Raw genomic sequence first — 24,016 nt, forward strand, 5'->3', positions numbered from 1 at the left:
CCCATGGCGTCTAAGCCCACCGTTACCCTGACTCTTGCGGGCGACGAGAAGAAGCTCACCGAGGCGTTCGACCGGGTCGGCGCGGCGTCAAAGTCGATGGCCGACGATGTAGACCGGTCGAGCAAGGAGATGGCCGACTCGGGCAGCAACGCACAGGAGCGGCTGACCGAGGGGTTCGACACCACCGACACCCGCGCGATGGGCTTCCGGGACACGATCACCGGTCTGCAGGACGGGTTCCAGGGCCTCACCGACGACAGTCTCGGGCTGGGCGAACGGCTGTTGCTGCTGGGTACCGGCGTCGGTGACCTGGCCTCGGGCATGGTCAATCTCCTGATTCCGGCCATGGCGACGTTCTGGGGGTGGCTCAGTTCGACTACGGCCGCGACCTGGCTTGTCGCCACGGCCAAGACCGCGTGGGCCGCCGTGACCGGAGCCGTGTCTACGGCGATAGCTGTACTCAACGCGGTGATTCGGGCAAACCCGATCATGTTCTTGGTGGGGCTGATCTCCGTGTTGGTCGGAGCGTTCATGCTGCTGTGGAACAGGTCCGCCGCCTTCCGGGACTTCTTCATCGGGATATGGAACGCAATCCGGGGTGCGGTTGGCTCGGTGGTGGGCTGGATCAAGAGTGTCTGGGCTGGCCTCCCGGGGTTCTTCCGGGGGGTTGTGAACGGGATCGTGAGCATCTTCTCCGGCATCGGGAACGGGATCAAGAACGCTTTCAAGGGCGCCGTAAACTTTGTCATCGGGATCCTGAACACGGCGATCAACGCCATCAACGGCTTGATCAACGGCGCCAACCTGATCCCCGGCATCAACATTCCGAACATCCCTCAGATTCCCCGGCTGCACACGGGTGGCGTGGTCCCCGGCATGATCGGGTCCGAACAGTTGGCCATCCTGCAAGCCGGTGAGCGGGTCGTCCCTCGGGGCCAGGGCGGGGGTGGCGGAGCGGCCACGGTCGCGTTCTCCGGCGACGTAGACAGCGCGTTCGCTACCGCGTTCATGAAGTTGGTTCGATCCGGTGATATCACGGTGGCGGCATGATTACCCCGGTCGTTGACGCCTACCTTGGCGGGGACTGGCGCACCCTCGACGCCTCGACCGGCGGCACGGTGCGGCAAAGCCCCCCGATCAAGATCACGGCCGGCGCCAAGGACGAGGCGGCCAAGACCTCACCGAGCAAGGCCACGTTCACCCTGAACGACCCGGACGGCGACTACGACCCGGGCAACCCGATGAGTCAGTGGTTCGGGGACCTGAAGGAGAACACCCGAGTGCGGGTGACCGTGCCGCTCACCGAGCCGGTGTCGTTCACGCACACGATCGCGGATGGCCCGGGGGCGGACGCCGACCAGGTCCCCGGCGAGTTCTGGAACAGCGAGACCCGGTACCACGTCGAGTTGCCGGTGTCCGACGTGACCGGCGGCATTGCCGGCACGGTGCTGCAGCTCCGCTACCTGGACGCGAACAACTTCTTGTGGGTGCAGGTCGTCTACCACACCACCGACAGCGTCCAGGTGGGTGTGATCGAGCGCGTGGCGGGCTCGGACCGCCGGCTGTTGGCCGACACCCGGGTCTACCCGGACGGGACCCTGTTCACGGTCAATGCGTTCTCGGTGGTGGTGCTCGTCGAGGGCCAGGTTGTGCGCGCCAAGGTGTGGGCGGACGGGGACCCCGAACCGCTCGACTGGCAGGTCGAGTGCACCCGCGCGACCGTGCGAGCCGGGGCAACGTTCCTCGCCTCCACCCTCGACGCCGGCAACACGAACACCATGCCGTGGGTCATGGAGTACACCGACGTCCGGGTCGGCATCCCGGTGTTCTACGGGGAGGTCGCCGAGTTCAACCCGGCCGTGGCTGACGAGTCTCACGCCGCGCCCACGGTGGCCATCACCGCGAGCGGCATCGGCCGCCGGGTGGCGCAGGGGTCGGACCCGCTCAAGTCGTCCGCGTTCCGGTCCTGGACCTCTCCGCAGGGCTGGATCCGCGAGGGCTCCATGACGTCCACCTCGGGCGTCGGGTCGACGAACACCATGCAAGGCGCGGTGGGTGACTCCGACGACGTCCCGGTCGGGAGCTTCTTCCGGCTGCTCGACGAGACCGGCCGGTACAAGGAGGACCAGCTGTTCACGGTGACCGCCAACAGCGGCGGCCAGATCACCTTCACCCCGGACACGCTGGAGCCCATCGTCCTGCGGGACGTGGCGGCGTCGTACCGGCTGGCCACCGAGGACGACCTACCCATTGCGTACTGGCCGATGGAGGACGACCGGGGCTCAACCAGTCCCGCTTCCGGCCTGCTCGGCGGGGCGCCGATGGAGACTCGGGTGGACACCCCCGAGTTCGCCGCCTTCGACGTGTTCGCGGGCTCCGCCCCCCTGGTCAAGCTGAACAACGCCGAGCTGTACGGCACGGTCCCCGACTACACCGACACCAACCAAGCGTTCACGCTCGCGTTCCTGGCCCGCTTCCCCGACGCTGACGAGGCAGGCACCGGCCAGGCGATCGTCCAGTTCTACTGCACCGGCACGGCGGAGGTGTGGGCGCTGAACTACGCCACCGGTGGCGGGGACGGCGACCTCGTGCTGTCGGCCTACTCGGCGACCACGGGCGCCCAGCTGTTCAGCACCCCCTACGACATGGGGATGCGCGGCAACCCCCGCCTGGTCACGCTCAACCTGGAGCAGACCGGCCCGACCACGGTCCAGTACTCGCTACTGACGGTGGGCTACACGTCGGCCGGCGGCACCTCGGTTGCTGGCCCAGCCACCGCGACGGCCACCGGGGTCACCGCCCTCGGGAAGATCACCAGCGCGCAGGTGAACCCCGGCGGCGGCTACGTGGACGTCGGCTTCGGGCACCTCGCGGTAGTCCCCGCCGTGCTGTCGTACATCAACATCACGGACCGGATCTCCGGCTACGCCCAGGAGAACCCCCCGCGTCGCTTCGCCCGCCTGGCCTACGAGGAGGGCGAACCGGTCACCTACTGCCAGGGCATCGTTCCCGCCGGGATCCTGGGTCCCCAGCGCCGGGACACGCTGCTGGACACCTGGCAGGACGTCACCGACTTCGACATGGGCCGCTTCTACGAGGCCAAGGGGGCCTACCGGTTCGAGTACCGCACCCGGTCCAGCCTCTACAACCAGGGGCACATCCTGGACCTGGACTACGAGGGCGGGGCGGTCCTCGCCCCGTTCGACCCGGTCCGGGACGACCAAGGCTCCCGCAACGACATCACAGTGAAGCGCGAGGGTGGGTCGACCTACCGGGCGGTGAAGGAGTCCGGGGCCAAGAGCGTTGAGGCCATCGGCCGGTACACCGACGCGCCCACGGTGAACGCCGCGTTCGACCGGCACCTACCCGACCTGGCGCACTGGCGCCTGCACCTGGGCACGGTCGACGGGGACCGCTACCCCACGATCACGGTCAAGGCAGCGGACGGCGTGCTGTCCCTGGAACGCCTGCTGTCCGTGGGGGTGGGCGACCGGGTGCGCGTCACCAACGCCGGGGCGCGCCGCCGGTTCGAACCCATTGACCAACTGGTTCCCGGCTACACCCTCACCCTGCACCCCTACGTGCCCACCCTGGCCATGAACTGCGTGCCGGCGTCGCCGTACAACGTGGCGGTGCTCGACGAGGACACGGTGCGCCTGGACTCCGACACCAGCGCCCTGGACGACGACATCACCTCGTCGGCCGCCACGTTCGACGTGGCCACCACCGATTGTCTGTGGACCACCGACCCGGACCACTTCCCATTCGACGTGCTCGTCGGTGGGGAGCGCTGCACCGTCACGGCCATCAGTGGCGCCTCGTCACCGCAGGCGTTCACCGTCACCCGAGCCGTTAACGGCGTCGCCCGCGCCTGGTCGGCCGGCACGAAAGTGTCCCTGGCCGATCCCCACTACCTGCCGCTCTAGGAGGACTCCGTGGCCCTGTTCGCTGCTGGCCAGCCGCTCACCGCGCAGGCCCTCAACGCCGCTCTCGGTGTGGGCGTGGATAACGGCCAGATGACACCCGGCACGACTACCTCGACGTCGTACGTCACCGCCCTCACCAGCGGGAGCACGTGCGGCACCCCGTTCGTGGCGCCCACGTCCGGCATGGTAGTGATCGTGTTCTACGGCCGTCTACGCAACTCGGGCAACAACATCACGCTTATGAGCGTGCGAATCGGCACTGGCTCTACGCTCGGGGCCGGTACGGCGATCCTGTCCGGCTCCGACGACTGGTGTAAGCAGACGACGGGTACGGCCGACGCGGGCGACTCGGCTCACGTCACGATAGGCAGTCTCACCCCGGGTAACACCTACAACGTGGTCGCCCAGCACCGTGTAAACGGGGGAACCGGCACCTTCTCCAGCCGCCGAGTCACGGTGATCCCGGTCTAGGTGTGGTCGGCTAAATACGCTTGGTGACACTCGCCGCAAGACCGCAGTGTCCATACCCCGGCGGCCTGTAGCTCCGGCTCGGTCGGGCACTGGTGGTCCTCGGGCACTCGCTTCCCGCAGAGGGTGTGCCAGCGCTCGTTACGTCGCTGAACTGCGAGGTGCCGCACCCCTGGTGGCTTGGCGAGGATCGGCGCCGCCGTGACGCCGCTGGGGGTGGCAATCCGCTTCGCTTTCCGTGGCCGACCGACCCCGCACGGGCAGCCGGAGGGCTCCTCCTCATGGCGCACGGGCGCCCCGGCGGGGGTGGTCACGCCGGGGCGCCCGTGATCGGTGGGGACGGTCGGGAGGGGCACCGGAACTCCAACTGGATAGGACGTCTTAACCAGTTGCTACCAGGACAAACGCAACTGGTCAATACCAGTTGCGGGGCATGACTCAAACGTGCCAGCCGTGGGTACTCTCGGTGCTCGTCAAGACGTGTTAACCAGCCCCGGGAGGTGGTGTCGTGGTCGACCGGACAAGCGGCCTGCCCGCCTACCGGCAAGTGGCCGACGACTTGCGCGCTCGCATCGCCTCCGGAGAGCTGGCGCCCGGTGACCGGCTGCCCTCCGAACGGCAGATGGTCGACACGTACGGCGTCAGTCGTCCGACCGTCCGTGACGCCGTGAACTTGCTGCGCACCGAGGGCTTGGTGATCGCCGAACACGGGCGCGGCGTGTTCGTCCGGCGAGCAACGAGTGTCATGCGTCTGGCTCGTCTGTCCCGGTCCGCCCGGGAGGCGGGCCGGGGCGCGTTCCTCGGTGACGCTGCCGCCGCTGGCTTCACTCCGAGCGTCGAGGTGCAAGTCACCTTCGAGCCGGCCGACGCCCGAATGGCCGAACTGCTGGGCGTGGCGGTCGGCACCGAGCTGTGCGTTCGGGATCGCGTGATGGACGCTGACGGCGTCACGGTGCAGCTGGCCGTCTCGCGGTTCCCGAGGTCGGTCACCAAGGGAACCGCGATGGAGCAGCCGGACAGCGGTCCCGGCGGGACCCACTCGCGACTGGAGGAAGGCGGCCACCAGCTCGACCGGTTCACCGAGGCTGTAGGCGCTCGAATGCCGACGCCGCACGAGTCGTCCGTGTTGCAGCTCTCGCCTGGCGTGCCGGTCCTCACCGTGACCCGCGTGGCCTTCACTGTCGACGGCCGCGCGGTCGAGGTGAACGACATCGTGATGTCCGCTGACCGGTTCTCGTTGGCCTACGAGATCCCTGCCACGTAGACGGACCCGGCGTGCGGCCGAGGCGAGGGTGCCCACGTTGATCACGGAAGCGGACGAGCGGGGTCGGCCGGTTGGCACAGCCGAGGCAGGCACGGCCCCTCGGTCAGCGCCAGGTCGCCGGCCCAAATGATCGTGATCACCGACAGGGCGGTGATCCACGCCGTGACCATGAAGTGCCACGACAGCGGGCGCGGGCGCGCGGGCCGCCGGCTCATGTCTCCGCCTGGCAAGCCCGGTGCCGGTCCCGCTCAACGTCGGCCGGGTCGTTCGGGTAGCCGTTGGTCCCGGCGAACCCCTGCAGTGCCCGACAAGCCTCCGCGCGTCCGTCAGGTGCCACTGGTGCGGGGACGGGGGTGGGCGGTCCGGTCACGGTGGGCGACCCGGCCCACAGGACAGCCCCGGTGAGGGTCACGGCCAAGCCGGCCAGAACCACGCCGACCCAAAGGTTCGCTTTGATTTCCTGAATAGCCCGTTTCACTGCGCCTCCCGGCGTCGGCTTAAGCCAATAACCCCTGCTAGACAGCGGGATCCGCCCCGGAGAAAAGCACACAAGATATGTGGCTGACAATTACTTGTGGGCGATTTATTCGGGTGGTTGAATTTAATTCTTCGCGGGATTTACCACGAAGGTAAGGAAACGGGCGAATTAAGGAGAACGGGAAATGACCACCACCACCGCCGTGACCGAGGCCGCCACTCCTCGGGTGTGCGCCTGCAACTGCGGCGCCGCCGTGGCCAAGAAGTCCCGGTTCCGCATGGGCCACGACCAGCGGCTGGTGTCGGACCTGGCGGGGCAGCTCGTGTACGGCGAGGACATGCCCGAGGGGTTGGTGGACCTGCTCGGGTTGGGTGACTGGGACCCCAAGGCCGACATTGAGGACCGGATCAACATCGTGGTGCACCGGGTCGCCCAGGAGTTCAGCGCCGGCCTGGCCAACAAGGTCGACAGCGCCGCGCGGAGGCGCTGGGAGAAGGCCGGCAAGGGCAAGCCGGCCAAGGTCGCTGAGCCCGTTAGGGACACCCCGGCCGAGGTGGCCAGCGGCGACAAGGTGGCCGCCCTGGGTGAGTGCGGCGGGACGACCAAGGCCGGCAAGAAGTGCAAGCGGCGGGCCGAGATCGGCACCGAGTTCTGCCACGCCCACCGGAAGGCCGCGAAGTGACCGACCCCCAGGGGCTGCCGGCCGGGGTCTACGCCCGGGTCTCGACCAAGAGGCAAGCCGGCGAAAAACAGACCAGCATCCCGGACCAGGTGAGCAAGGGTCGCGCCGTGTGCGCGGCCCTCGGCCTGCCCGTTCACGACGTCTACATCGACCCCGGTGTTTCGGGGGAGGAGCTGGAGCAGCGTCCCGAGATGCGGCGGCTGCTGGCCGACGTCGCGGCGGGGCGCGTCCGGGTCGCGGTCGCCATCGACTTGAACCGGATCGCCCGGGACGAGTTCGTGTTTCAGCAGATCTTCCGCACGCTCGACCGCGAAGAAGCGTTCGTTCACGCGGACGGGCAGCTGTACGACCCCGAGAACCTGTCGCAGCTGCTGACCCGTGGGATCAAGGCCGTGGTGGCCTCGCACGACCGCCGCGCGCTGATCAAGCAGCTTGCGAACGGGCAGCGGGCTCGCGCGTCGGCCGGCGGCTGGCCCGGCGGCGCCCCGCCCTACGGCTACCGGCTGGTCTGGCCGACCACCGCGCCCGGGGTCAAGCCGAAGGCGCAGGTTGAGATCGACGACGCCGAAGTTGAGATGTTGCTCACAGCCATCACGCTGCTGGTCGACGAGCGGACCGAGGACGGCGAACGGCTGACTACGGGATTGGTGGCCGACCGGCTGAACGCGATGGGGTACACGACCCGTGGCGGCGCGGTCCGGCCCGAGAACCGGACACCGGGACCTTGGTCGCACTCGAACCTGCGTCGGGTGTTGTCCAGCCGGTCTCTGCTGGGCGAGGTCTACTGGGGCAAGCCTGACTCGCGTCCGTCCGGCAAGCACCGAACCCGGGTACGACGGGACGGGACGCCGTACTACGGCGAAACGATCAAAATGCAGCTGGAGCCACTCATCACGCCCGAGCGGTTCGACGAAATCCAGCTGGCCCTCAGCCTGCGCGCGTACGGCTACAAGGCCGAGAGCAAGCCCTACCCGCTGTCGGGGGCCACCAGCGCTTGCGGTGGGTCACTCGGCGGTGTGTACCGCAAGGACCGCGACCTGCGGCAGTACCGGTGCAACCGGCGCAAGTCGAACGCGACACAGAAGAGACTGTGCGACTGCCCCCGGATCAACGCGGACTGGCTGGACGGGCGAGTTTGGGACGAGGTCTCCGGGCTGCTGACCGACCCGGCCCGGCTGGTCGCCATGGCGGCTGACTACCTGGGGGTCGAGGGCGACCGCGCCCGCAGGGGTGCCGACCGCCTGCCGGCGATCGAGCGCAAGATTGCCCAGCTCCAACGGGCCAGGGTCAGCCGCGCGGCGGACGCGCTCAAGTCGGGCATCTCCCCGGACCTGCTCCGAGCCGCCGTAGGGCAGATCGAGGAGGAACTTGCCGGGCTGGAGGAGGAGCGGGACCGGCTGCAGGCTGCGCGGCGTGACCGGCAGTCCGGGCAAGACCGCGCGGTAGCCCTCGCGCGGCTGGCGGAGCAGGCGGCGACCCGGTTGCCCCAGATCAGGATGGAGGACCGGCGCGACGTACTCCGGTTGCTCGGGGTCAACGTGACGGTGCTGGAGCAGTCCTCCCAGCCCGCCTTGCGCATCACGGGTCGCCTGCCGGCCAGCCTGCCGGCGCAGAAGGCGGTTACCCCCGCGACATGGGACCGAGGTCTGCGATCTCCTCAACGCCCTCAACACCGGTCATGACGGCGGCGCCGGCACCGTCCACGCCAACTCCCCGGCCGAACTCCCCGCCCGACTCGAGGCCCTCGCCGCCCTGGGAGGCCTGTCCCGCCCGGCCCTGCACAGCCAACTCGCCGCCGCCTTCCAGGTGGTCCTCCACATGCGCCGCCGCCCCGACGGCGCCCGCCACCTGTCCGAGATCGGCGTCCTCACCCGCCGCGACGACGCCGTCCACGTGACCCCGGCCTGGCGCGCCACGAACCCGACCCACTCCACCGCCGCCCTGACCGACCTCCTGCGCGCCAGGGGAGTGACCCCACCATGCTGACCGCCGCCCTGCTGGCCGTGGCCACCCTCTGCTGGCCCATCTCGCGCGCCCGCACCCGCCTCAACACCCTCACCGCTCCCAGAACGCCACGCCGCCACCGGCGTCCGCGCCTCAACACCCACGTGCTGACCACGGCCTGCGCCGCCACGGGCTGGTTGGTGGCCGCCCTGCCGGGAGCGATCGCGGCCACCCTCGCCACCGTCACGGCTCGCCGCCGCTGGCGCTCCCGAACCACCATCGCCCGTTCGCTCACCACCACGGAGGCCCTGGCCGAGGCGATCCGCTCCCTGGTGGCAGCCCTACGGGCAGGCGCCCACCCCGCCGACGCCGCCGATTCCGCCGCCCAGGACGCTCTCCCCGAAGCAGCCGCCCCGCTCCGCGCCCTGGCCACCGCCGCCCGCCTCAACGGCACCCCGTCGCCCACCCTCACTGCCCGCTTCGCCGGCATCTCGCCGTCTGCCGCGTCCGCCCGCTTCACTGGCACCTCGTCGCCTGCCGCGTCCGCCCGCTTCACCGGCACCCCGTCGTCTGCCGGCGCTGCCGGCTTCACCGGCACCCCGCCGCCCACCGCCGCTGCCGGCTTCACCGGCGCCACCGCCCGCTTCAACCACGCCTCGCCGTCCGCCGCCACTGCTCGCTCCGCCGGTGCCCCGCAGTCCGTCGCGTCCGCCCGCTTCACGGGCGCCCCGCCGTCCGCCGCCACCGCAGTAGCGCGAATCTCCCGGGCGTGGTCCCTGTCCCAACACCACGGCCTCCCACTGGCCGACGTCCTGGACACCCTGGTCAGAGACCTGGACCAACGCGTCCGCTTCACCCGCCAGGTCCAGGCCCGCCTGGCCGGCCCCCGGACCAGCGCGACGGTCCTCGCTCTCCTCCCAGCCCTGGGCCTGATCTTCGGCGAGCTGATGGGTGCCCACCCCCTCCACGTCCTCACCTCCACCACCCCCGGCCGACTGCTCCTCCTGACCGGCGTCGCCCTCATCTGTCTCGGCATCACCTGGAGCGCCCACCTCACCCACCAGGCGGCCCCACTGTGACCAGCGAACTGTTCGGCCTCGTCCCATGAACACCGTCGCCGGGATGGTGCCGCCGTGAACCCGACCAGCGTCGCGCTTGTCCTGCTGGCGGCGGCCCTCGTTCTTGTTCCGCGCACCAGTTCCGTTCGCCTGAAGTCCCTCTACGGAAAGCGAAAGTCATGGTCACCGAATCCCGTCCACGCCCGGGTCGCCTTCGCCGTCTCCCTGGGCCTGCTGGTCGCCATGGCCGCCGGCCTGGCAATCGGGGTCGTGGTGGTCGCCGTGACCTGGTGGTTTCTCCGTCGTCGAATGCGCCCCCGGGCACCCGCGACCGATCCGCTGGCTCTGGCCGCCGCCTGGGACCTGTTGGCCGCCTGTCTCCGCGCCGGCCTTCCGATCCCGATCGCGATCACCGCCATGGTCGACGACCTCCCGGCGGCGGAGGCCACAGCCCTCCGCTCGACGGCCGATCTGCTCGCTCTGGGCGCGGACCCGGTCACGGCCTGGCTCCCCGCCCTGAACTGCCCGTCGACGGCGGCCCTCGCCAGAGCCGCCCGTCACACGGCACGTTCCGGCACGGCTCTGGCCGACGCGACCACCGCCCTGGCCACCAAGGTCCGCGCGACCGCCGACGACGCCGCCGAGGCGACGGCGCAGCGAGCGGGCGTTCTCATCGCCGCGCCGCTGGGCCTGTGTTTCCTGCCGGCCTTCGTCTGCCTGGGCATCGCACCAGTGGTGACCGGCCTGGCCACCCAGCTGACCCCCTGAAAGGACCACCGTGCGCATTCCACACCGCCGCCACCCCCGGGAACTCTTTCTGTCCGACGACGACGGCGCCGTCTCCGTCGAGTACGTCTTCACCCTCCTGGCCGCGGCCGCCCTCGCCGCGCTCCTCCTGGGCCTGATCAAGGGCGAGGCCCTCACCAGTCACCTACGTGATCTGGTCGAACGCGCCTTCACCGTGCCCTGATGCTTGCCGAGACCACCCCCGCCACCAACGACCGCGGCGCCGTCACGGTCGAGACGGCCATCGCCCTGGCCGCCTTCGTGACAGCCCTGGCCCTCTCCCTGGGCATCATCTCCGCCGCGATCGACCAACTCCACTGCATCGACGCGGCCCGAGAAGCCGCACGCCTCACCGCCAGAGGCGAACCCGACAACGCCAGATCCGCCGCCAGCCGCATCGCCCCCCACGGAGCCGCCATCACCATCACCACCACCGCCGACGAGATCCACGTAACAGTCACCGCCACCCCGATGTCCGGCCTCATCCCCGGCCTCCACCTCACCGCCGACGCCTACGCGATCAGCGAACCCACCCCATAAACCCCCGACCCCCAAAGGCCGACACCATGACCCACCCACCTACCGACCTCCGCCCGCCAACAAACCTCCGTCCGTCACCGGTTCTTCCTGCGTCGAGGGGTCTCTGCCCGTCACCGGTTCTTCATTCGCCGACAGATTTCCGTCCGTCGCCGGGCTGCCAGCTGCCGACAGGTCTCCATCCGCTACCGGGCCTCCAACCGCCGACGGGTCTCCATCCGTCGCCGGTTCTTCATGCGCTGACGGGTCTTCGTTCGTCGTCGGGCCTCCGACCGCCGACAGGTCGCCATCCGTCACCGGGCCCCCAGCCACCAACGGGGCTTCGTCGGTCAGCGGAGTGCGGTCCGTCGTCGGGCCCGTACCCGTCGGGCGAGGTCGGGTCGTCAACGGAGTGCCGGCCGACAACAGGCCGGCGGCCTCCGGCGGGGACCTGTCCGTCTGCGGAGTTCGGTCCTTCGACGAATCCGCGACGGCCGAGGGATCCCTGCCCCACCGGTCCCTGGGCGCCATCGGGTTGCTGCCTGCCGGCGAACGTTGGTTCGGTGGCGGAGTCTCCGCCGAACCCTCACCTGTCGACAGCTGTCGATGCGGCTGTGCGGCCCGGATCGCCATCCCCATCGCCAGAATTCGACCTGCCGGTCGAATCCGGCTCGTCGGCGGAACTCCGTCCCAACGACCAGCTTCGCCAATCGGAGCAAACCCGCTCGTCCGTCGAACCCCGCCTGTCGGCCGAACTCTGCCCGTCGACCGAACCCTGTTCCTCCGCCGGTCTCGGTCCGTCGGACGGGCATTGCCGGCCGGTCGAGGCGAGATTGTGTGATGCCAGGTTGGAGCGCTCTACATCTGCTCGTGTCAGGGATGAGAGGGACCCAGTTGACGGTGCGATGGCGAATGCCGCATTGGAGCGCTCTGCATTCGGCCGTCGTACGTGGGCGGTGCTGGGAGCGATCGGGCGGGTCGTGGGTGGACTGTCGGGGCCCGGGCAGCGGAGGATCGACCGGCTCGTGGCGGGGCGGCGGTGGCCGCGCGTGGTGGCGGTCATCGCTGGGGGAGCGTCGTTGCGGCTGACGGGAGCGGAGGACGCGGGTCGGTTCCTCCCGAACTCGACGGCCGGGCGTGACCGGGGATCGGCCACGTTGTGGGCCGTCGCCGGGATCGCTGTCCTGTTCGCGCTGGGTATCGCGGTGGTGTGGGCCGGCGTGGGCGTCAACACCCGACACCGGGCCGTTGCGGCGGCCGATCTGTCGGCACTCGCCGCCGCCAGCAATGTGGGTGACGGCGAGGACGTGGCCTGCGGAAAAGCCCAGTGGGTCAGCACCCGAATGCGGGTCACCATGACGTCCTGTCGCGTCGAGTGGCCGGACGCGCTCGTGGAAGTCTCTGCCGTACCGCCTGGCGTGCTGGAAAGTTTCGGTCCTGCGGAAGCTCGGGCCCGGGCGGGACCGGTCGAACGGCCCGTTGGCCCAAGATGAACGGTCGTCCCGGCACGGTGAGCGGCAAATGGCCTGCCTGTGGGACTGCGATGACCGGCTCCCGGGGCTTCAGCCCGTCGGCTCTTGGTTATTCGTTCACCGTGCCACAGCTACCAGTTGTCGACAGCGCATTACGTAGAACGTCCTCTCTGCCGTTAAGTGAGACCTAGAGCACCTCGCGATGAAGCGAGCGCTCGCACCCAAGGAGGCATGCACCCGACATGTTGGACACGGAATGGTCGGACAGCTGGCGCGGAGCCTTCCGCGTCGAGCTGCGGGCGCAGGCGATCGGCCTCGCGTGGCGCGGTTGGCCGGTACTGCCTGGCACCTATCCGACGGGCTCGCACTGGGCGGGCCGTGAGCACCCCGAGAACACCGGCCCGCACCCCGTCCACGACGACTGGCAGGACCGCATCGGCACCGCGCCCGAGCAGGTCGCCGCCTGGTGGAACGGCCAGCCCTACAGCGTCCTGCTCGCCACCGGTGTCACCCTCGACGCCATCGAGGTCCCCGGCGACCTCGGCCGCGCCGCCGCCCGCGAACTGCGCGCCGTCGGTCTTCCCGTGCCGATCATCGCCACGCCGGACGACCGGTGGACCTTCCTCGTCGACGCCGGGCAGCCGCTCGACAGCACACTCGCCGGCACCCCGGGCGTCGTCCACCACGCCGCCGGCAGCCACGTTCCGCTGCCGCCGACCCCGGTCCAGCACGGCGTCGTGCACTGGCGAGTCCGCCCCGAGGTGTGCGGTTGGCAGATGCCGGCCTCCAACACCGTCCAGGACGCGCTGCTCGACGCACTCGCCCACAGCATGGCCACCGCCCGGCAGCCCGCCGGCCTGGTCACCGCCGACTGACACACCGAACCACCCGCTTCGCCAGGGCCGTCCCTGGTGGGCACGCGGCGGGCGCTCAGCAGGAACGCCGACCCGCCGCGACCCCGTTCCACCGTTCGACACCGCTCCCGAACCAGCGGTCGACACGGGGAACGGGCAGCAAGCCAAGCGCTCGCTGGAGGAAACAGCCTCCCGCAGCGCGACCCGGGAGAGGCCATCGGCGCAACCTGGCCCCAGGGATGACCATCGCACGTGGAGACGCAGCCTCCCCGCGGTCCTCGCGTGTGATGGGAGCCCGGCCGATGGTGGTTCTGGGCGTGAGGACTGTGCGGTGGTAGGCCGTACCTCGCGCGCTTGGCGTGGCGCAACGCGCCGGGAGAGCCGGATCCCGCTCCGGCCCCCGGCGCGTTGCCTTTTCCGGTGTTTCCGTTCAGCGCCGCATAGCGCACCGGATGGCTTGGGACCGGCTTCGCGTCCGATGGGAACCCTGCCGTGAGCCGCGGGGGCAGCCTGCCGTGGGAGTCCCCGCTGCCGGTCAACGGGTTGACGTTGTTCGGGGTGTTGACCAGCGACTCTGGACAGCACGCGAGCGGCGGACCGTGATCAGCGGCGGGTCCGGACGACCGATTCCCCGGTGTTCAATTCCCATGTGGACACGACCACGCGAGTACGACTTCTTCGTATACCTGCGTTTCCTCAGACTTCCGTACCTGCACCATACGCAAATTCACGGGTTGTCCCACAGCCGGTCGTCAGTCCCCCAGGAGGATGCTGAGCACGAGCCGGTCCTGGAAGCGGTCCTCCCATCCCCACTGCTTGTGCCAGGTCTGTGTGTCCTGTTCCGTCCCGTACATCTGGAAGTACCACTGCGGGTCGCCCGCGCTCAGCGTCTCCTCGCTCTCGTGCCGGGCGAAGTTCTCCATGGTGATGTAGTCATTTCCGCTGCGGGCGACAACACCGGCGAAGTGGAAGTCCAGCCCGCCGGACGTGGCGTCGCCACGCAGCGCCTTGATCATCAGGACGTCGCCGACCGCCGGCGGCGGGATGAACTCGTTGAGGTCGAACTTGCGAGCCGCCGCCAGGAACCTGTCCGGCGCGGTCTGGCGCAGCTGGATCGCCTCCTGGAGCAGGTCGGCCAGGTGGTTGGTGTACGCCTGTTGCTCGACGGGCTTGGGGACCTTGCCGATGGCCGCCTCCCGTATCCGCTTCAGATTCGTCTGCCGCTGCGAGGCCTTGGTATCCGTCAGCTCGCCGAGGATCTTGATGACGGCCGCGAAATACCGTTCCTCACCGACGGTGGGCAGCATGGTCGGGCCGATCCGGTGCGTCACCTCGTAGGCGATCTCGTTGCAGCGCTGGGCGAGGCGGACGTCGATGCCGCGTTGTACGGTCGGCTCGGTCTCCGTGCTGTAGCTGGCGGGCTGCCGGATCACCACCGGCTCGACCTGCCAGAGGGTCAGTTCCTCTGCCCTGTTCTTGATCTTGAGGACCTTCCGTGTTCGACGGAGGGTAAGGTAGTTGCCACTTTCGGCCTGCTGGATCTGAACGATGCCTTTGAGGTACTTCTCGGCTTCCGCGATGCGTTTCTCGGTGGCGAAGAACGCCTTGGCCTGGTTCTGGACGTCCTCAATGGCCAGGTCGCTCTTTGCCGAGATGCGCAGCGGCACGGCGCCGTTGTACTGGATGTTCGGCTCACCGGACTCGCTGACGTACCTGCCTCCGACTGCGTGCTGCGACGGGAAGAAGTCCTCGCCGGGCTCCCGTTCCTGGCCTTCCTCGTCGCGCGAGCCCAGGGTGGGGTAGCCGGCCCCACCCGGCTGCACGACCACGTAGCGCTGCACCGATTCCTCGTCCGCCCGGCCGCTCGGCTCACGCTGGTCGATCGCGGTGGTTCCCGGGATCGACGGCCGCACGCCGGAGATGACCTGGCGCGCGTTGGCCTCGGCGGCCCGCTCGAAGCGGTCGTGCGGATCGGAGATCGTGAGGCCGTCGCCGTGGTCGGTCCCGGCGACGGGGCCGGAGCGTTGCTGGATCACGTGGGTCAGCTCGTGGGCCAGCGTGTGCTTGTCGGCTCCGCCGTCGCCGATGACCACGTGGTCGCCCGAGGTGTAGGCCCGTGCCCCGATCTCGGCGGCGGAAGCCCTGGCGGTGCTGTCGGTATGGATACGGACGTCCGAGAAGTCCGCGCCGAGCCGGGCTTCCATCTCGGTGCGTGTGTCGTCGTCAAGGGGGCGGCCGCCGGCGCGCAGAACGTCATGGACGGCGGAGCGCTGTACGGGCAGAGCGGTCTGCTGATGGTTGCCGTCGGGGCCATGCCGGTGTCGCTCCTGGGCCCCTGGGTGTCCGGCGCGGCGGAGCAGCTGGACGACCGCCGCGTTGCCGATGCCGCGCTGCAACGCGAGGAGTGGTGTCCGGGGCGCGGGCTGAGGCTGGTGGGCCGGTGCCTTGCCCTTCCGTGCCCCGGCCGCCCTGGCCTGGTCTTCGGCGTGCATGCGACTCTCCCTCGGTGGGAAGACGGCTCCCCTCTGGATACCTGAGGCGCGGGCGGTCACGCCAGGTACCCGAGGGCAGAGTGAGGGCAACGTCGGGGTTGACGACCAGGCCGACGGTGCTCGTTCGCGTTCTCCTGGGCCGAACGTTCGGTGCTGGTCTCAGGCCGCTTGGGTTTGTGCCGATACGGCGGTGAGGATCGCTGTCAGTACGGTGATCGCGCCCTCCTTGTTCAGCGGGTCGTTTCCGTTGCCGCACTTGGGGGACTGGACGCAGGAAGGGCAGCCGGCGGGGCACTCGCAGGCGGCGATGGCGTCGCGGGTGGCGGTGAGCCAGGGGGTGAGGGAGGCGTGGGCGCGGTCGGCGAAGCCGGCGCCGCCGGGGTGGGCGTCGTGGACGAAGACCGTGGCTTCGCCGGTGTCGGGGTGCAGGGCCGTGGAGACGCCGCCGATGTCCCAGCGGTCGCAGGTGGCGAACAGGGGGAGCAGGCCGATCGCGGCGTGTTCGGCGGCGTGGAGAGCGCCGGGGACCTCCGCCTTGGGGAGGCCGGTGGCGGCCAGGGCCTGGGAGGTGAGGGTGTACCAGACCGCTCTCGTGGTCAGGGTTTGCTCGGGGAGGTCGAGGGGGATCTGGTCGAGGACCTCGCCGGTGGGGAGTTTGCGCAGGTAGCCGACCACGTGGGACGTGACGGCCACGTCGCCGAGGGACACCGTTGTCGTGTCGGTGAAATCGGTGGTGGTGTCCGTCGACAGAACCGTGATGTCCACGACCGTGCGCGGCTGGGTCGTCCACTCCGGGTCTTCCTGGTGGACCAGCGCCAGGCCGGACTCCAGGTCCAGGTCGTCCACCACGTAGGACTGTCCCTGGTGCAGGTACACCGCTCCGGGGTGGACGGTGGTGAACGACGAGCCGAAGTCGACGGTGCCCAGCATCCGGGCCGAGTCGGACTCGACGACCGCGATCTGGTCGCCGCCTGAGCCTCGGATGTCGACGTCGGGATGCGGGCGCTGCCGGGCGGTCCAGAACCAGCCGGTGGGGCGGCGGCGGAGGGCGCCGTCGGCGACCAGGTCGTCCAGCATCCGCCTTGGGGCGGCGAAATCCGCCAGGCAGGCCTCGGTGAGCGGCAGCTCCGCGGCGGCGCAGGCCAGGTGGGGGGCCAGTACGTACGGGTTCGTCGGGTCGATCACCGTGGCCTCGACCGGGGTGTCCAGGACCGCCTCCGGGTGGTGCACCAGGTAGGTGTCCAGTGGGTCGTCGCGGGCCACGAAGATCACCAGGGCGCTGTCGCCGGCCCGGCCGGCGCGACCGGCCTGCTGCCAGAACGACGCCCGGGTCCCGGGGTAGCCGGCGACCACCACCGCGTCCAGGCCGGCGATGTCCACGCCCAGTTCCAGCGCGTTCGTGCTGGCCACGCCCAGCAGGGTGCCGTCGGCCAGGGACCGTTCCAGGGCGCGGCGGTCCTCGGGCAGGAAACCGGAGCGGTAGGCCGCCACTCGGTCCGGCAGGGACGCGTCGACCTGGGACAACGCGTGTCGTGCCGACAACGCGGTCAGCTCGGCGCCTCGCCTGGACCGGACGAACGCGAGGGTTCGCGCGCCCTCGATCACCAGGTCGGTGAGGATCCGCGCGGTCTCCGCGCCGGCCGTGCGGCGCACCGGCGCGCCGTTCTCCCCGGCGAGCTCCGGCAGCAGCGGCGGCTCCCACAGCGCCACCGTGCGCGCGCCCCTCGGCGAGAAGTCCTCGGTGACCGCCACGCACGGCACGCCGGTCAGCAGGGTCGCCGACGCCGCCGGCTGCGACACCGTCGCCGACGCCAGGACGAACACCGGGTCCGACCCGTACCGGCGCGCCACCCGCCGCAGGCGGCGCAGCAGCAGCGCCACGTGCGAGCCGAACACACCCCGGTACCCGTGACACTCGTCGACCACCACGTGGGTGAGCCGACGGAAGAACTGGGCCCACTTCGCGTGGGCCGGCAGGATCCCGCGGTGCAGCATGTCCGGGTTGGTGAACACCCACCGCGAGTACGCCCGCACCCAGTCCCGCTCCTGCAGCGGCGTGTCCCCGTCGAACGCCGCCGGGCGCACCGACGGGTCGCACAGCGCGGTCAGCGCGCGCAGCTGGTCGGCGCCCAGCGCCTTGGTCGGCGACAGGTACAACGCCGTCGCCTTCGGTGCCTCGCCCAGCGCCGCCAGTACCGGCAGCTGGTAGGCCAGTGACTTCCCGGACGCCGTCCCGGTCGAGATCACCACGTGCCGGCCGGCGCGCACGTGTTCGGCGGCGGTGGCCTGGTGCGCCCACGGCGCGACGACACCGCCGCGCGCGAACGACGCGCGCAGCGACTCCGGCACCCACCCCGGCCACTCCACGGACGTCGCCGGGCGTTGCGGGAGTTCCCTGACGTGCCGCAACGGCTGCTCGCCCGCCACCACCCCGGCGAGCACACGTTCCAGCAACCGGGTGCCACGGCCCGCGCCTGCCTGTGTACCCACGGCACGCAGCTTCGCACACGCCACCGACGCACCCACCGGCCCCGGACTTGATCGATACTCTAAATCGATCATGCCTGACCTCGTCAAAGGCGTGGAAACCCCAGTTGGCGGGACGGCTCGCGAACGCCGCCACCCCAACCAATAGACTCCGCCGTCGTCCCATCAATACCTGGTGGCGCACCCGTCCCGAACAGGGGCTTTGCCACGGCCGCTCCAGGCCGGCCGGCGATCGCGCCCACAGAGGCAGAAGTACCTGGAGGACCGATGTCCTGGCAGTACCTAGCGGAAGGCCCGCCGCTGACCGGCGGTGATCGCGGCGTCGTGGTCGTGGTGGCCGTGATCGCTCTCGCTGCCCTGGCCGTTGGCTACGTGCTGCTCAAGGAGGTGCTGGCCGCTGGCCAGGGCACCTCCAAGATGCAGGACATCGCCAAGGCCGTGCAGGAGGGCGCCGGCGCGTACCTGAAGCGTCAGCGGAACACGCTGATGATCTTCGGGTCGATCGTGTTCGTCGTGCTCTTCTTCCTGCCGGCGGAAGGCTGGGGTGAGCGGATAGGCCGCTCGCTGTTCTTCGTGATCGGTGCCGTGTTCTCGTTCGGCATCGGCTATCTCGGCATGTGGCTGGCCACCCAGGCCAACCTGCGTGTCGCCGCCGCCTCCCGCGAGGAGGGCGGGCGTGAGATCGCGATGCGCGTCGCGTTCCGCACCGGTGGCGTGGTCGGCATGGCGACCGTGGGCCTGGGCCTGTTCGGTGCCGCGGTCGTGGTGCTGGTGTACGCGGGCGGCGCGCCGAAGGTGCTCGAGGGCTTCGGCTTCGGCGCCGCGCTGATCGCCATGTTCATGCGGGTCGGCGGCGGCATCTTCACCAAGGCCGCCGACGTCGGCGCCGACCTGGTCGGCAAGGTCGAGCAGGGCATCCCCGAGGACGACCCGCGCAACGCCGCCACCATCGCCGACAACGTCGGTGACAACGTGGGTGACTGCGCCGGCATGGCCGCCGACCTGTTCGAGTCCTACGCGGTGACCCTGGTCGCCGCGCTGATCCTGGGTTCCACCGCGTTCGGCGCGCAGGGCCTGCTGTTCCCGCTGATCGTGCCGGCGCTCGGCGTGATCACCGCGGTCATCGGCGTCTACATCACCCGCGCGAAGCCCGGCGAGAGTGGCCTGACGGCGATCAACCGCTCCTTCTACATCTCCGCGTTGATCTCCGCGGTGCTGTGCACCATCGCGGCGTTCGTGTTCCTGCCGACGTCGTTCTCCGAGCTGACCGAGGCAGCCGACCCGAACACCAGCGGCAGCCCGGCGCTGATCGCGGCCGTCGCGGTGATCATCGGCATCGTGCTGGCCGGTGTCATCCTGTGGCTGACCGGCTACTTCACCGGCACCGAGTACAAGCCGGTCAAGGATGTCGGCAAGTCCTCGCTGACCGGTGCGGCGACGGTGATCCTGTCCGGCATCTCGGTCGGTTTCGAGTCGGCCGTCTACACCGCGCTGGTCATCGGCGCGTCGGTCTACGGCGCGTTCCTGCTGTCCGGGTCGCTGTTCGTGGCGCTGTTCGCGATCGCCCTGGCCGGTTGTGGTCTGCTGACCACGGTCGGCGTCATCGTGGCCATGGACACCTTCGGTCCGGTGTCGGACAACGCGCAGGGCATCGCCGAGATGTCCGGTGACGTCGAGGGTGACGGCGCGGCGATCCTGACCGAGCTGGACGCGGTCGGCAACACCACCAAGGCCATCACCAAGGGCATCGCGATCGCCACCGCCGTACTGGCGGCCACGGCACTGTTCGGTTCGTACCTGACGGCGATCACCGAGGCACTGGCCGAGGCGGCGTCCACACTGGACCTGATGGACTTCATCGTGTTCAGCCCGGACGTGCTCGTCGGTATCGCGATCGGTGCGGCCGTCGTGTTCATGTTCTCCGGTCTCGCGGTCAACGCGGTGTCCCGGGCGGCCGGCGCGGTCGTGTTCGAGGTGCGCCGCCAGTTCCACGCCAACCCCGGCATCATGGACGGCACGGTCCGTCCGGAGTACGGCCGCGTGGTGGACATCTGCACCCGCGACTCGCTGCGTGAGCTGGCGACGCCGGGTCTGATGGCGGTGCTCGCCCCGATCGCCGTCGGTTTCGGCCTGGGCGTCGGGCCGCTGGCGGGGTACCTCGCCGGCGCGATCGCCACCGGTACGCTGATGGCGGTCTTCCTGGCCAACGCGGGCGGTGCGTGGGACAACGCCAAGAAGTTGGTCGAGGACGGCAACCACGGTGGCAAGGGCTCCGAGGCCCACGCCGCCACTGTCATCGGTGACACCGTCGGCGACCCCTTCAAGGACACGGCCGGTCCGGCGATCAACCCGCTGATCAAGGTGATGAACCTGGTCTCGTTGCTGATCGCTCCCGCGGTCGTGACCTTCTCCGTCGGCGCTGACGCCAACACGGGTCTGCGGGTGGCCATCGCCATCGTCGCGGCGCTGCTGATCGCTGGTGCGGTCTTCATCTCCAAGCGGCGCGGTACGGCGATCGCGGAGAACCCGGCGGATTCGCCGGTCTCCAACGGCGTCTCCTGACCCTGCAACCAGAGGAGCACGAGTGAAGTCACGGGTAGTCGCGTTCGCGGCGCTGATCGCTTTCGCGGTCACGGGCTGTGGTTCGGACAGCGGATCCGGCAGCGGCGATGGCGGCAGCGGGGGAAGCGGCGACGGCGGCGGTAGCGGCGGAGGCGACCCGGTCGCCTGGGCCGACACGGTCTGCACGTCGATCAAGGACGACATCGAGGCGATCAGCACCCCGCCGGAGATGGACCAGTCCAGCCCGCAGGCCGCGAAGGACTCGCTGGTCGCGTTCCTCGGCAAGATCGAGACCTCGCTGGACGGCATGGCCAGCGCGGTCGAGGACGCCGGCCCGCCGCCGGTGGACAACGGTTCGGCGTCGCTGGACAAGTTCATCGAGCAGGTGGGCAACGCCAAGGACGCGGTGACCGAGGCGAAGACGACGGTCGAGGGCGCGTCGGTCGACGACCCGCAGGGCTTCCAGGAGGCGGTCACGACCGCCGTCGGGAACCTGCAGTCGCTGTCCGACCTCGACCCGACGGGCGAGTTCGAGGACAACTCGGAGCTGGACAAGGCCTTCAAGGAGGCCGCGTCCTGCAAGGAGCTCCAGAACTCGGTCTCCTGAGTCGAATCGCACACGCGGACGGTCCTGCCCCGGCATGATGCCGGGGCAGGACCGTTTCGTTTGTCACAGTTCGTTCGTCACCTGGGGGCGACATGGACCGGACTCGTTGGATCGCCTGGGGCGGCGCGCTGCTGGCCGCACTGGGTGCCGGTGCGCTGTGGCTGCCGTGGTGGCGCGCGCCGGCGGTGACCCTGCGGTACCAGGACGGGGCGTTGACCGAGGAGGGCCGGCAGACCCTGCGCGGCACCGAGGTCGTCGGCGGCGGCGTGGTGTGGCTGCTGGTGCTGACCGCGTTCGTGGTGGTCGTGGCGGTGGCCAACGACTCGCGGCGGGAGTCGCCCACGACGTGGTGGTGGCTGGCCGGGGCGGGCGCGGTGGGGTCGGGGGTGGCGGTGGCGACGGTCTGGTCGTGGGGGTTCGCCGTCGGGTCGGCGGTGACGTTGGGCGCGGGACTGGTGTTGTTCGGCGGCGCACTGACCCTGCTGGTCGGCACGCTGGACGGCCGGCGGCGGGTGCTGGCGGCGGCGACCGCGCTGCTGGCCGTCCCGGTGTGGTTCGTGACCGTCGAGGACCCGGGCTACCAGCGCCCGGACGCGGCGCCGCTGGACCTCGTGCTGGCCGCCGCCGACCGACGCTCGACGGAGCCCCCGCGCGGCGGGGCGTCGCTGCTGCCGGCGACCGAGGGGCACTACGGGCTGGTCCCGGCGCCCGGCGGACCGGCGGTGTCGCTGCCGGAGGGCATCGTGACCGTCGAGGACGACCGGGTGGTCGTGCTGGTGCGCAACCACGACTCCCAGGTCTCGCTGGAGGGCGTTGTCGAGGGCCGGCTGGTCGTGCGCGGCCCGGACCGCGAGGTGCGGGTCGTCGCGCCGGGTGAGAAGGCGGCGACGGTGAGCGGGGCGCTGTCGGCCGGCCCGCTGTCGGCGGCCGGCACGATGCTGGTGACCACCGGTGACCGGGGCGACCCGGTGCTGCGGCGGCTGGACGTCACCGACGGGCTGACCCCGGGCGAGGACGTCGCGGCCGACTCGTTGCCCGAGGTCGCGGCCCCGAGCATGGTTGCGCTGATCGGCAACGCGCCGGGCGGCTCGTTCCCGGTGCGGGAGCACCCCGGCTCGCGGCGGCTGGTGGCCAGCGACCACTTACCGGGCGCGCGGCTGGTGTCCACGGGCCAGGGCGACGGGGACTGGGCGCCGCTGGCCGGCGGCTACGACGAGACCTGCTGGCTGAACAACCGTGCCGTGGAGTCCTACCTGGTCGACGTGGACTCGGTCGCCCCGGCCGGCGCGGACGGCTGGTGGCTGGCGACCAGCCCGGGCGGGGATTCCCGGCTGCTGACCGTCACCGGCGACGGGGTCCTGCGGGCGGCCCCGGCGGTCCGGGTGGTGGGGGCGTTCAGCGGTCTGGCCGAGGCCGCCGACGGCTCGCTGCTGGCGGTGTCCCGTACCGGCCTGTGGCGGCTGCCGGCCGACGCCGTCCAGGAGCTGCCCGACCCGCCGGCCGACTGCGCGGCCCACCCCGAGGTCGGTGAGCCGGCACGGCTGGTGCCGCTGGCGGCACGCTACGACACCACGGCCGCGCTGCCCCTTGACGTGCACGGACGCCGCGCGGAGGTCACCGGGGACGGCACGGTCGTGGCGGTCGCTCCCAGCGGCGCCCGGACCACGCTGGGCCGGCGGATCGACGACCCGCGGATCGACGAGCAGGACCGCCGGGAGATCGTCCCGGACGGCTCGGGCGGGGTGTGGTGGCTGGAGACGGTGCCGCCGAACACGCCGGTGACCGACGAGACCGGCGGCACCAACCCGTTGCAGACCCGGCGGCTGGTGCACGCCACCGCCGGCGGCGAGGTCCGCCGGTTCGGCCGGGTGCCCGGCGGGGACGACATCGACCTGGCGCTGGACCTGTCCGGCGGGCAGCCGCTGGTCGGCACGTGTGTGCCGGTGCGGTTCGCCGGCGGCGCGGAGCGGCCGGTGCCGGCGCTGGCGGAGTTCACCCAGTGCCTGCGGGTGGCGGTCGGCCCGGACGGGCGCGGCTGGGCGGTGTCGAACAAGGGCCTGTTCGTGTTCGACCCGGACTCGGCGGGCAAGGCCCGTGCGGTGATCGACCCGCGCGGGACCGACCAGGTGCCGGTGGCCGTGCAGCTGGCGCACGGGACCGCGCCCTCGGCGCTGACCCTGGACCAGACCACGGTCGCCTTCGACGTCGCCGGCCGGCCGCTGGTGCTCGACGACGACGTGCTGCTCGGCCTGTCGGCGGCCGGTGATCCGGTGGTCGTGGCCCAGGACGAGCGGCTGCGCGGCGCGCGGCTGTTCGGCGTGGAGGGCGGTGCGCTGGTCAGGGCGGCCGATGGCACGCTGTTCCGGCTCGATCACTGATCGCGCTTCCCGTGATCGAACGAGTGTTCTATCCTTGGGCGG

Annotated in this window: 19 protein-coding genes and 1 pseudogene; 17 read left to right on the forward strand and 3 right to left on the reverse strand. The window is 70.6% G+C overall.

What is annotated here, in order from left to right; genetic code table 11:
- Positions 1–3: 3 nt before the first annotated feature.
- The 4 genes from BLA60_RS25865 to BLA60_RS25880 all read left to right on the forward strand — a co-directional run bounded on the left by BLA60_RS25865 (position 4) and on the right by BLA60_RS25880 (position 5,658).
- Positions 4–1,050: a phage tail tape measure protein gene (locus tag BLA60_RS25865; RefSeq protein WP_075135598.1), complete on the forward strand. Its 1,047-nt coding sequence runs from the start codon at positions 4–6 to the stop codon at positions 1,048–1,050.
- Complete coding sequence (locus BLA60_RS25870; protein WP_075135599.1) at positions 1,047–3,926, forward strand: hypothetical protein; 2,880 nt, start codon at positions 1,047–1,049, stop codon at positions 3,924–3,926. The genes BLA60_RS25865 and BLA60_RS25870 overlap by 4 nt, the downstream gene beginning before the upstream one ends.
- Before the next feature lie 9 nt (positions 3,927–3,935).
- Complete coding sequence (locus tag BLA60_RS25875; protein ID WP_075135600.1) at positions 3,936–4,397, forward strand: hypothetical protein; 462 nt, start codon at positions 3,936–3,938, stop codon at positions 4,395–4,397.
- Positions 4,398–4,902: 505 nt separating this feature from the next.
- Positions 4,903–5,658, forward strand: coding sequence for a GntR family transcriptional regulator (locus tag BLA60_RS25880; RefSeq protein ID WP_075135601.1), 756 nt, complete (start codon positions 4,903–4,905; stop codon positions 5,656–5,658).
- 41 nt (positions 5,659–5,699) lie between these two features.
- Here the strand turns inward: BLA60_RS25880 and BLA60_RS43585 are convergent, their stop codons facing one another.
- A complete protein-coding gene (locus BLA60_RS43585; RefSeq protein WP_154814579.1) occupies positions 5,700–5,873 on the reverse strand; it encodes a hypothetical protein in 174 nt (57 codons plus the stop codon).
- A gap of 447 nt (positions 5,874–6,320) precedes the next feature.
- Here BLA60_RS43585 and BLA60_RS25885 point away from each other — a divergent pair, with 447 nt between their 5' ends.
- The 10 genes and pseudogenes from BLA60_RS25885 (at position 6,321) to BLA60_RS25925 (ending at position 13,469) form a co-directional block, all read left to right on the forward strand.
- Entirely contained in the window at positions 6,321–6,818 is a 498-nt protein-coding gene (locus BLA60_RS25885) for a hypothetical protein (RefSeq protein WP_075135602.1), read from the forward strand.
- Positions 6,815–8,500 carry a recombinase family protein gene (locus tag BLA60_RS25890; protein WP_075135603.1) on the forward strand — a complete coding sequence of 562 codons (1,686 nt, stop codon included), beginning with the start codon at positions 6,815–6,817 and terminating at the stop codon, positions 8,498–8,500. Before BLA60_RS25885 ends, BLA60_RS25890 begins: the two co-directional genes overlap by 4 nt.
- Before the next feature lie 13 nt (positions 8,501–8,513).
- Positions 8,514–8,576, forward strand: a pseudogene (locus BLA60_RS46570) (hypothetical protein); the annotation flags it as partial.
- A 60-nt stretch (positions 8,577–8,636) separates the two neighbouring features.
- Positions 8,637–8,804, forward strand: coding sequence for a hypothetical protein (locus tag BLA60_RS46575; protein WP_425427090.1), 168 nt, complete (start codon positions 8,637–8,639; stop codon positions 8,802–8,804).
- On the forward strand, positions 8,798–9,841 hold the full coding sequence (locus tag BLA60_RS25900) for a type II secretion system F family protein (RefSeq protein WP_075135604.1): 1,044 nt from the start codon (positions 8,798–8,800) through the stop codon (positions 9,839–9,841). The genes BLA60_RS46575 and BLA60_RS25900 overlap by 7 nt, the downstream gene beginning before the upstream one ends.
- A gap of 54 nt (positions 9,842–9,895) precedes the next feature.
- Entirely contained in the window at positions 9,896–10,588 is a 693-nt protein-coding gene (locus BLA60_RS25905) for a type II secretion system F family protein (protein WP_075135605.1), read from the forward strand.
- Positions 10,589–10,598: 10 nt separating this feature from the next.
- Positions 10,599–10,790: a DUF4244 domain-containing protein gene (locus BLA60_RS25910; protein ID WP_075135606.1), complete on the forward strand. Its 192-nt coding sequence runs from the start codon at positions 10,599–10,601 to the stop codon at positions 10,788–10,790.
- Positions 10,790–11,146 (forward strand): TadE family type IV pilus minor pilin, encoded by a 357-nt coding sequence (locus BLA60_RS25915; RefSeq protein ID WP_075135607.1) that lies wholly within the window; start codon positions 10,790–10,792, stop codon positions 11,144–11,146. The genes BLA60_RS25910 and BLA60_RS25915 overlap by 1 nt, the downstream gene beginning before the upstream one ends.
- 1,025 nt (positions 11,147–12,171) lie before the next feature.
- Positions 12,172–12,615, forward strand: coding sequence for an Rv3654c family TadE-like protein (locus BLA60_RS25920; RefSeq protein WP_245812152.1), 444 nt, complete (start codon positions 12,172–12,174; stop codon positions 12,613–12,615).
- 221 nt (positions 12,616–12,836) lie between these two features.
- Entirely contained in the window at positions 12,837–13,469 is a 633-nt protein-coding gene (locus BLA60_RS25925) for a bifunctional DNA primase/polymerase (protein WP_075135608.1), read from the forward strand.
- Positions 13,470–14,200: 731 nt separating this feature from the next.
- Here BLA60_RS25925 and BLA60_RS42375 read toward each other — a convergent pair.
- Both BLA60_RS42375 and BLA60_RS25940 read right to left on the reverse strand, forming a co-directional pair.
- Positions 14,201–15,940: an eCIS core domain-containing protein gene (locus tag BLA60_RS42375; protein ID WP_084735270.1), complete on the reverse strand. Its 1,740-nt coding sequence runs from the start codon at positions 15,938–15,940 to the stop codon at positions 14,201–14,203.
- Positions 15,941–16,099: 159 nt separating this feature from the next.
- Positions 16,100–18,430 carry a DEAD/DEAH box helicase gene (locus BLA60_RS25940; protein ID WP_075135696.1) on the reverse strand — a complete coding sequence of 777 codons (2,331 nt, stop codon included), beginning with the start codon at positions 18,428–18,430 and terminating at the stop codon, positions 16,100–16,102.
- A 264-nt stretch (positions 18,431–18,694) separates the two neighbouring features.
- Between BLA60_RS25940 and BLA60_RS25945 the strand changes: the two genes are divergently transcribed.
- The 3 genes from BLA60_RS25945 to BLA60_RS25955 all read left to right on the forward strand — a co-directional run bounded on the left by BLA60_RS25945 (position 18,695) and on the right by BLA60_RS25955 (position 23,974).
- On the forward strand, positions 18,695–20,989 hold the full coding sequence (locus tag BLA60_RS25945; RefSeq protein WP_075135609.1) for a sodium-translocating pyrophosphatase: 2,295 nt from the start codon (positions 18,695–18,697) through the stop codon (positions 20,987–20,989).
- Between the two features lie 22 nt (positions 20,990–21,011).
- Positions 21,012–21,596 (forward strand): hypothetical protein, encoded by a 585-nt coding sequence (locus BLA60_RS25950; RefSeq protein ID WP_075135610.1) that lies wholly within the window; start codon positions 21,012–21,014, stop codon positions 21,594–21,596.
- 92 nt (positions 21,597–21,688) lie between these two features.
- Entirely contained in the window at positions 21,689–23,974 is a 2,286-nt protein-coding gene (locus BLA60_RS25955) for a hypothetical protein (protein ID WP_075135611.1), read from the forward strand.
- The last annotated feature ends 42 nt before the right edge of the window (positions 23,975–24,016 follow it).

Source organism: Actinophytocola xinjiangensis (assembly GCF_001921215.1).
GTDB lineage: Bacteria > Actinomycetota > Actinomycetes > Mycobacteriales > Pseudonocardiaceae > Actinophytocola > Actinophytocola xinjiangensis.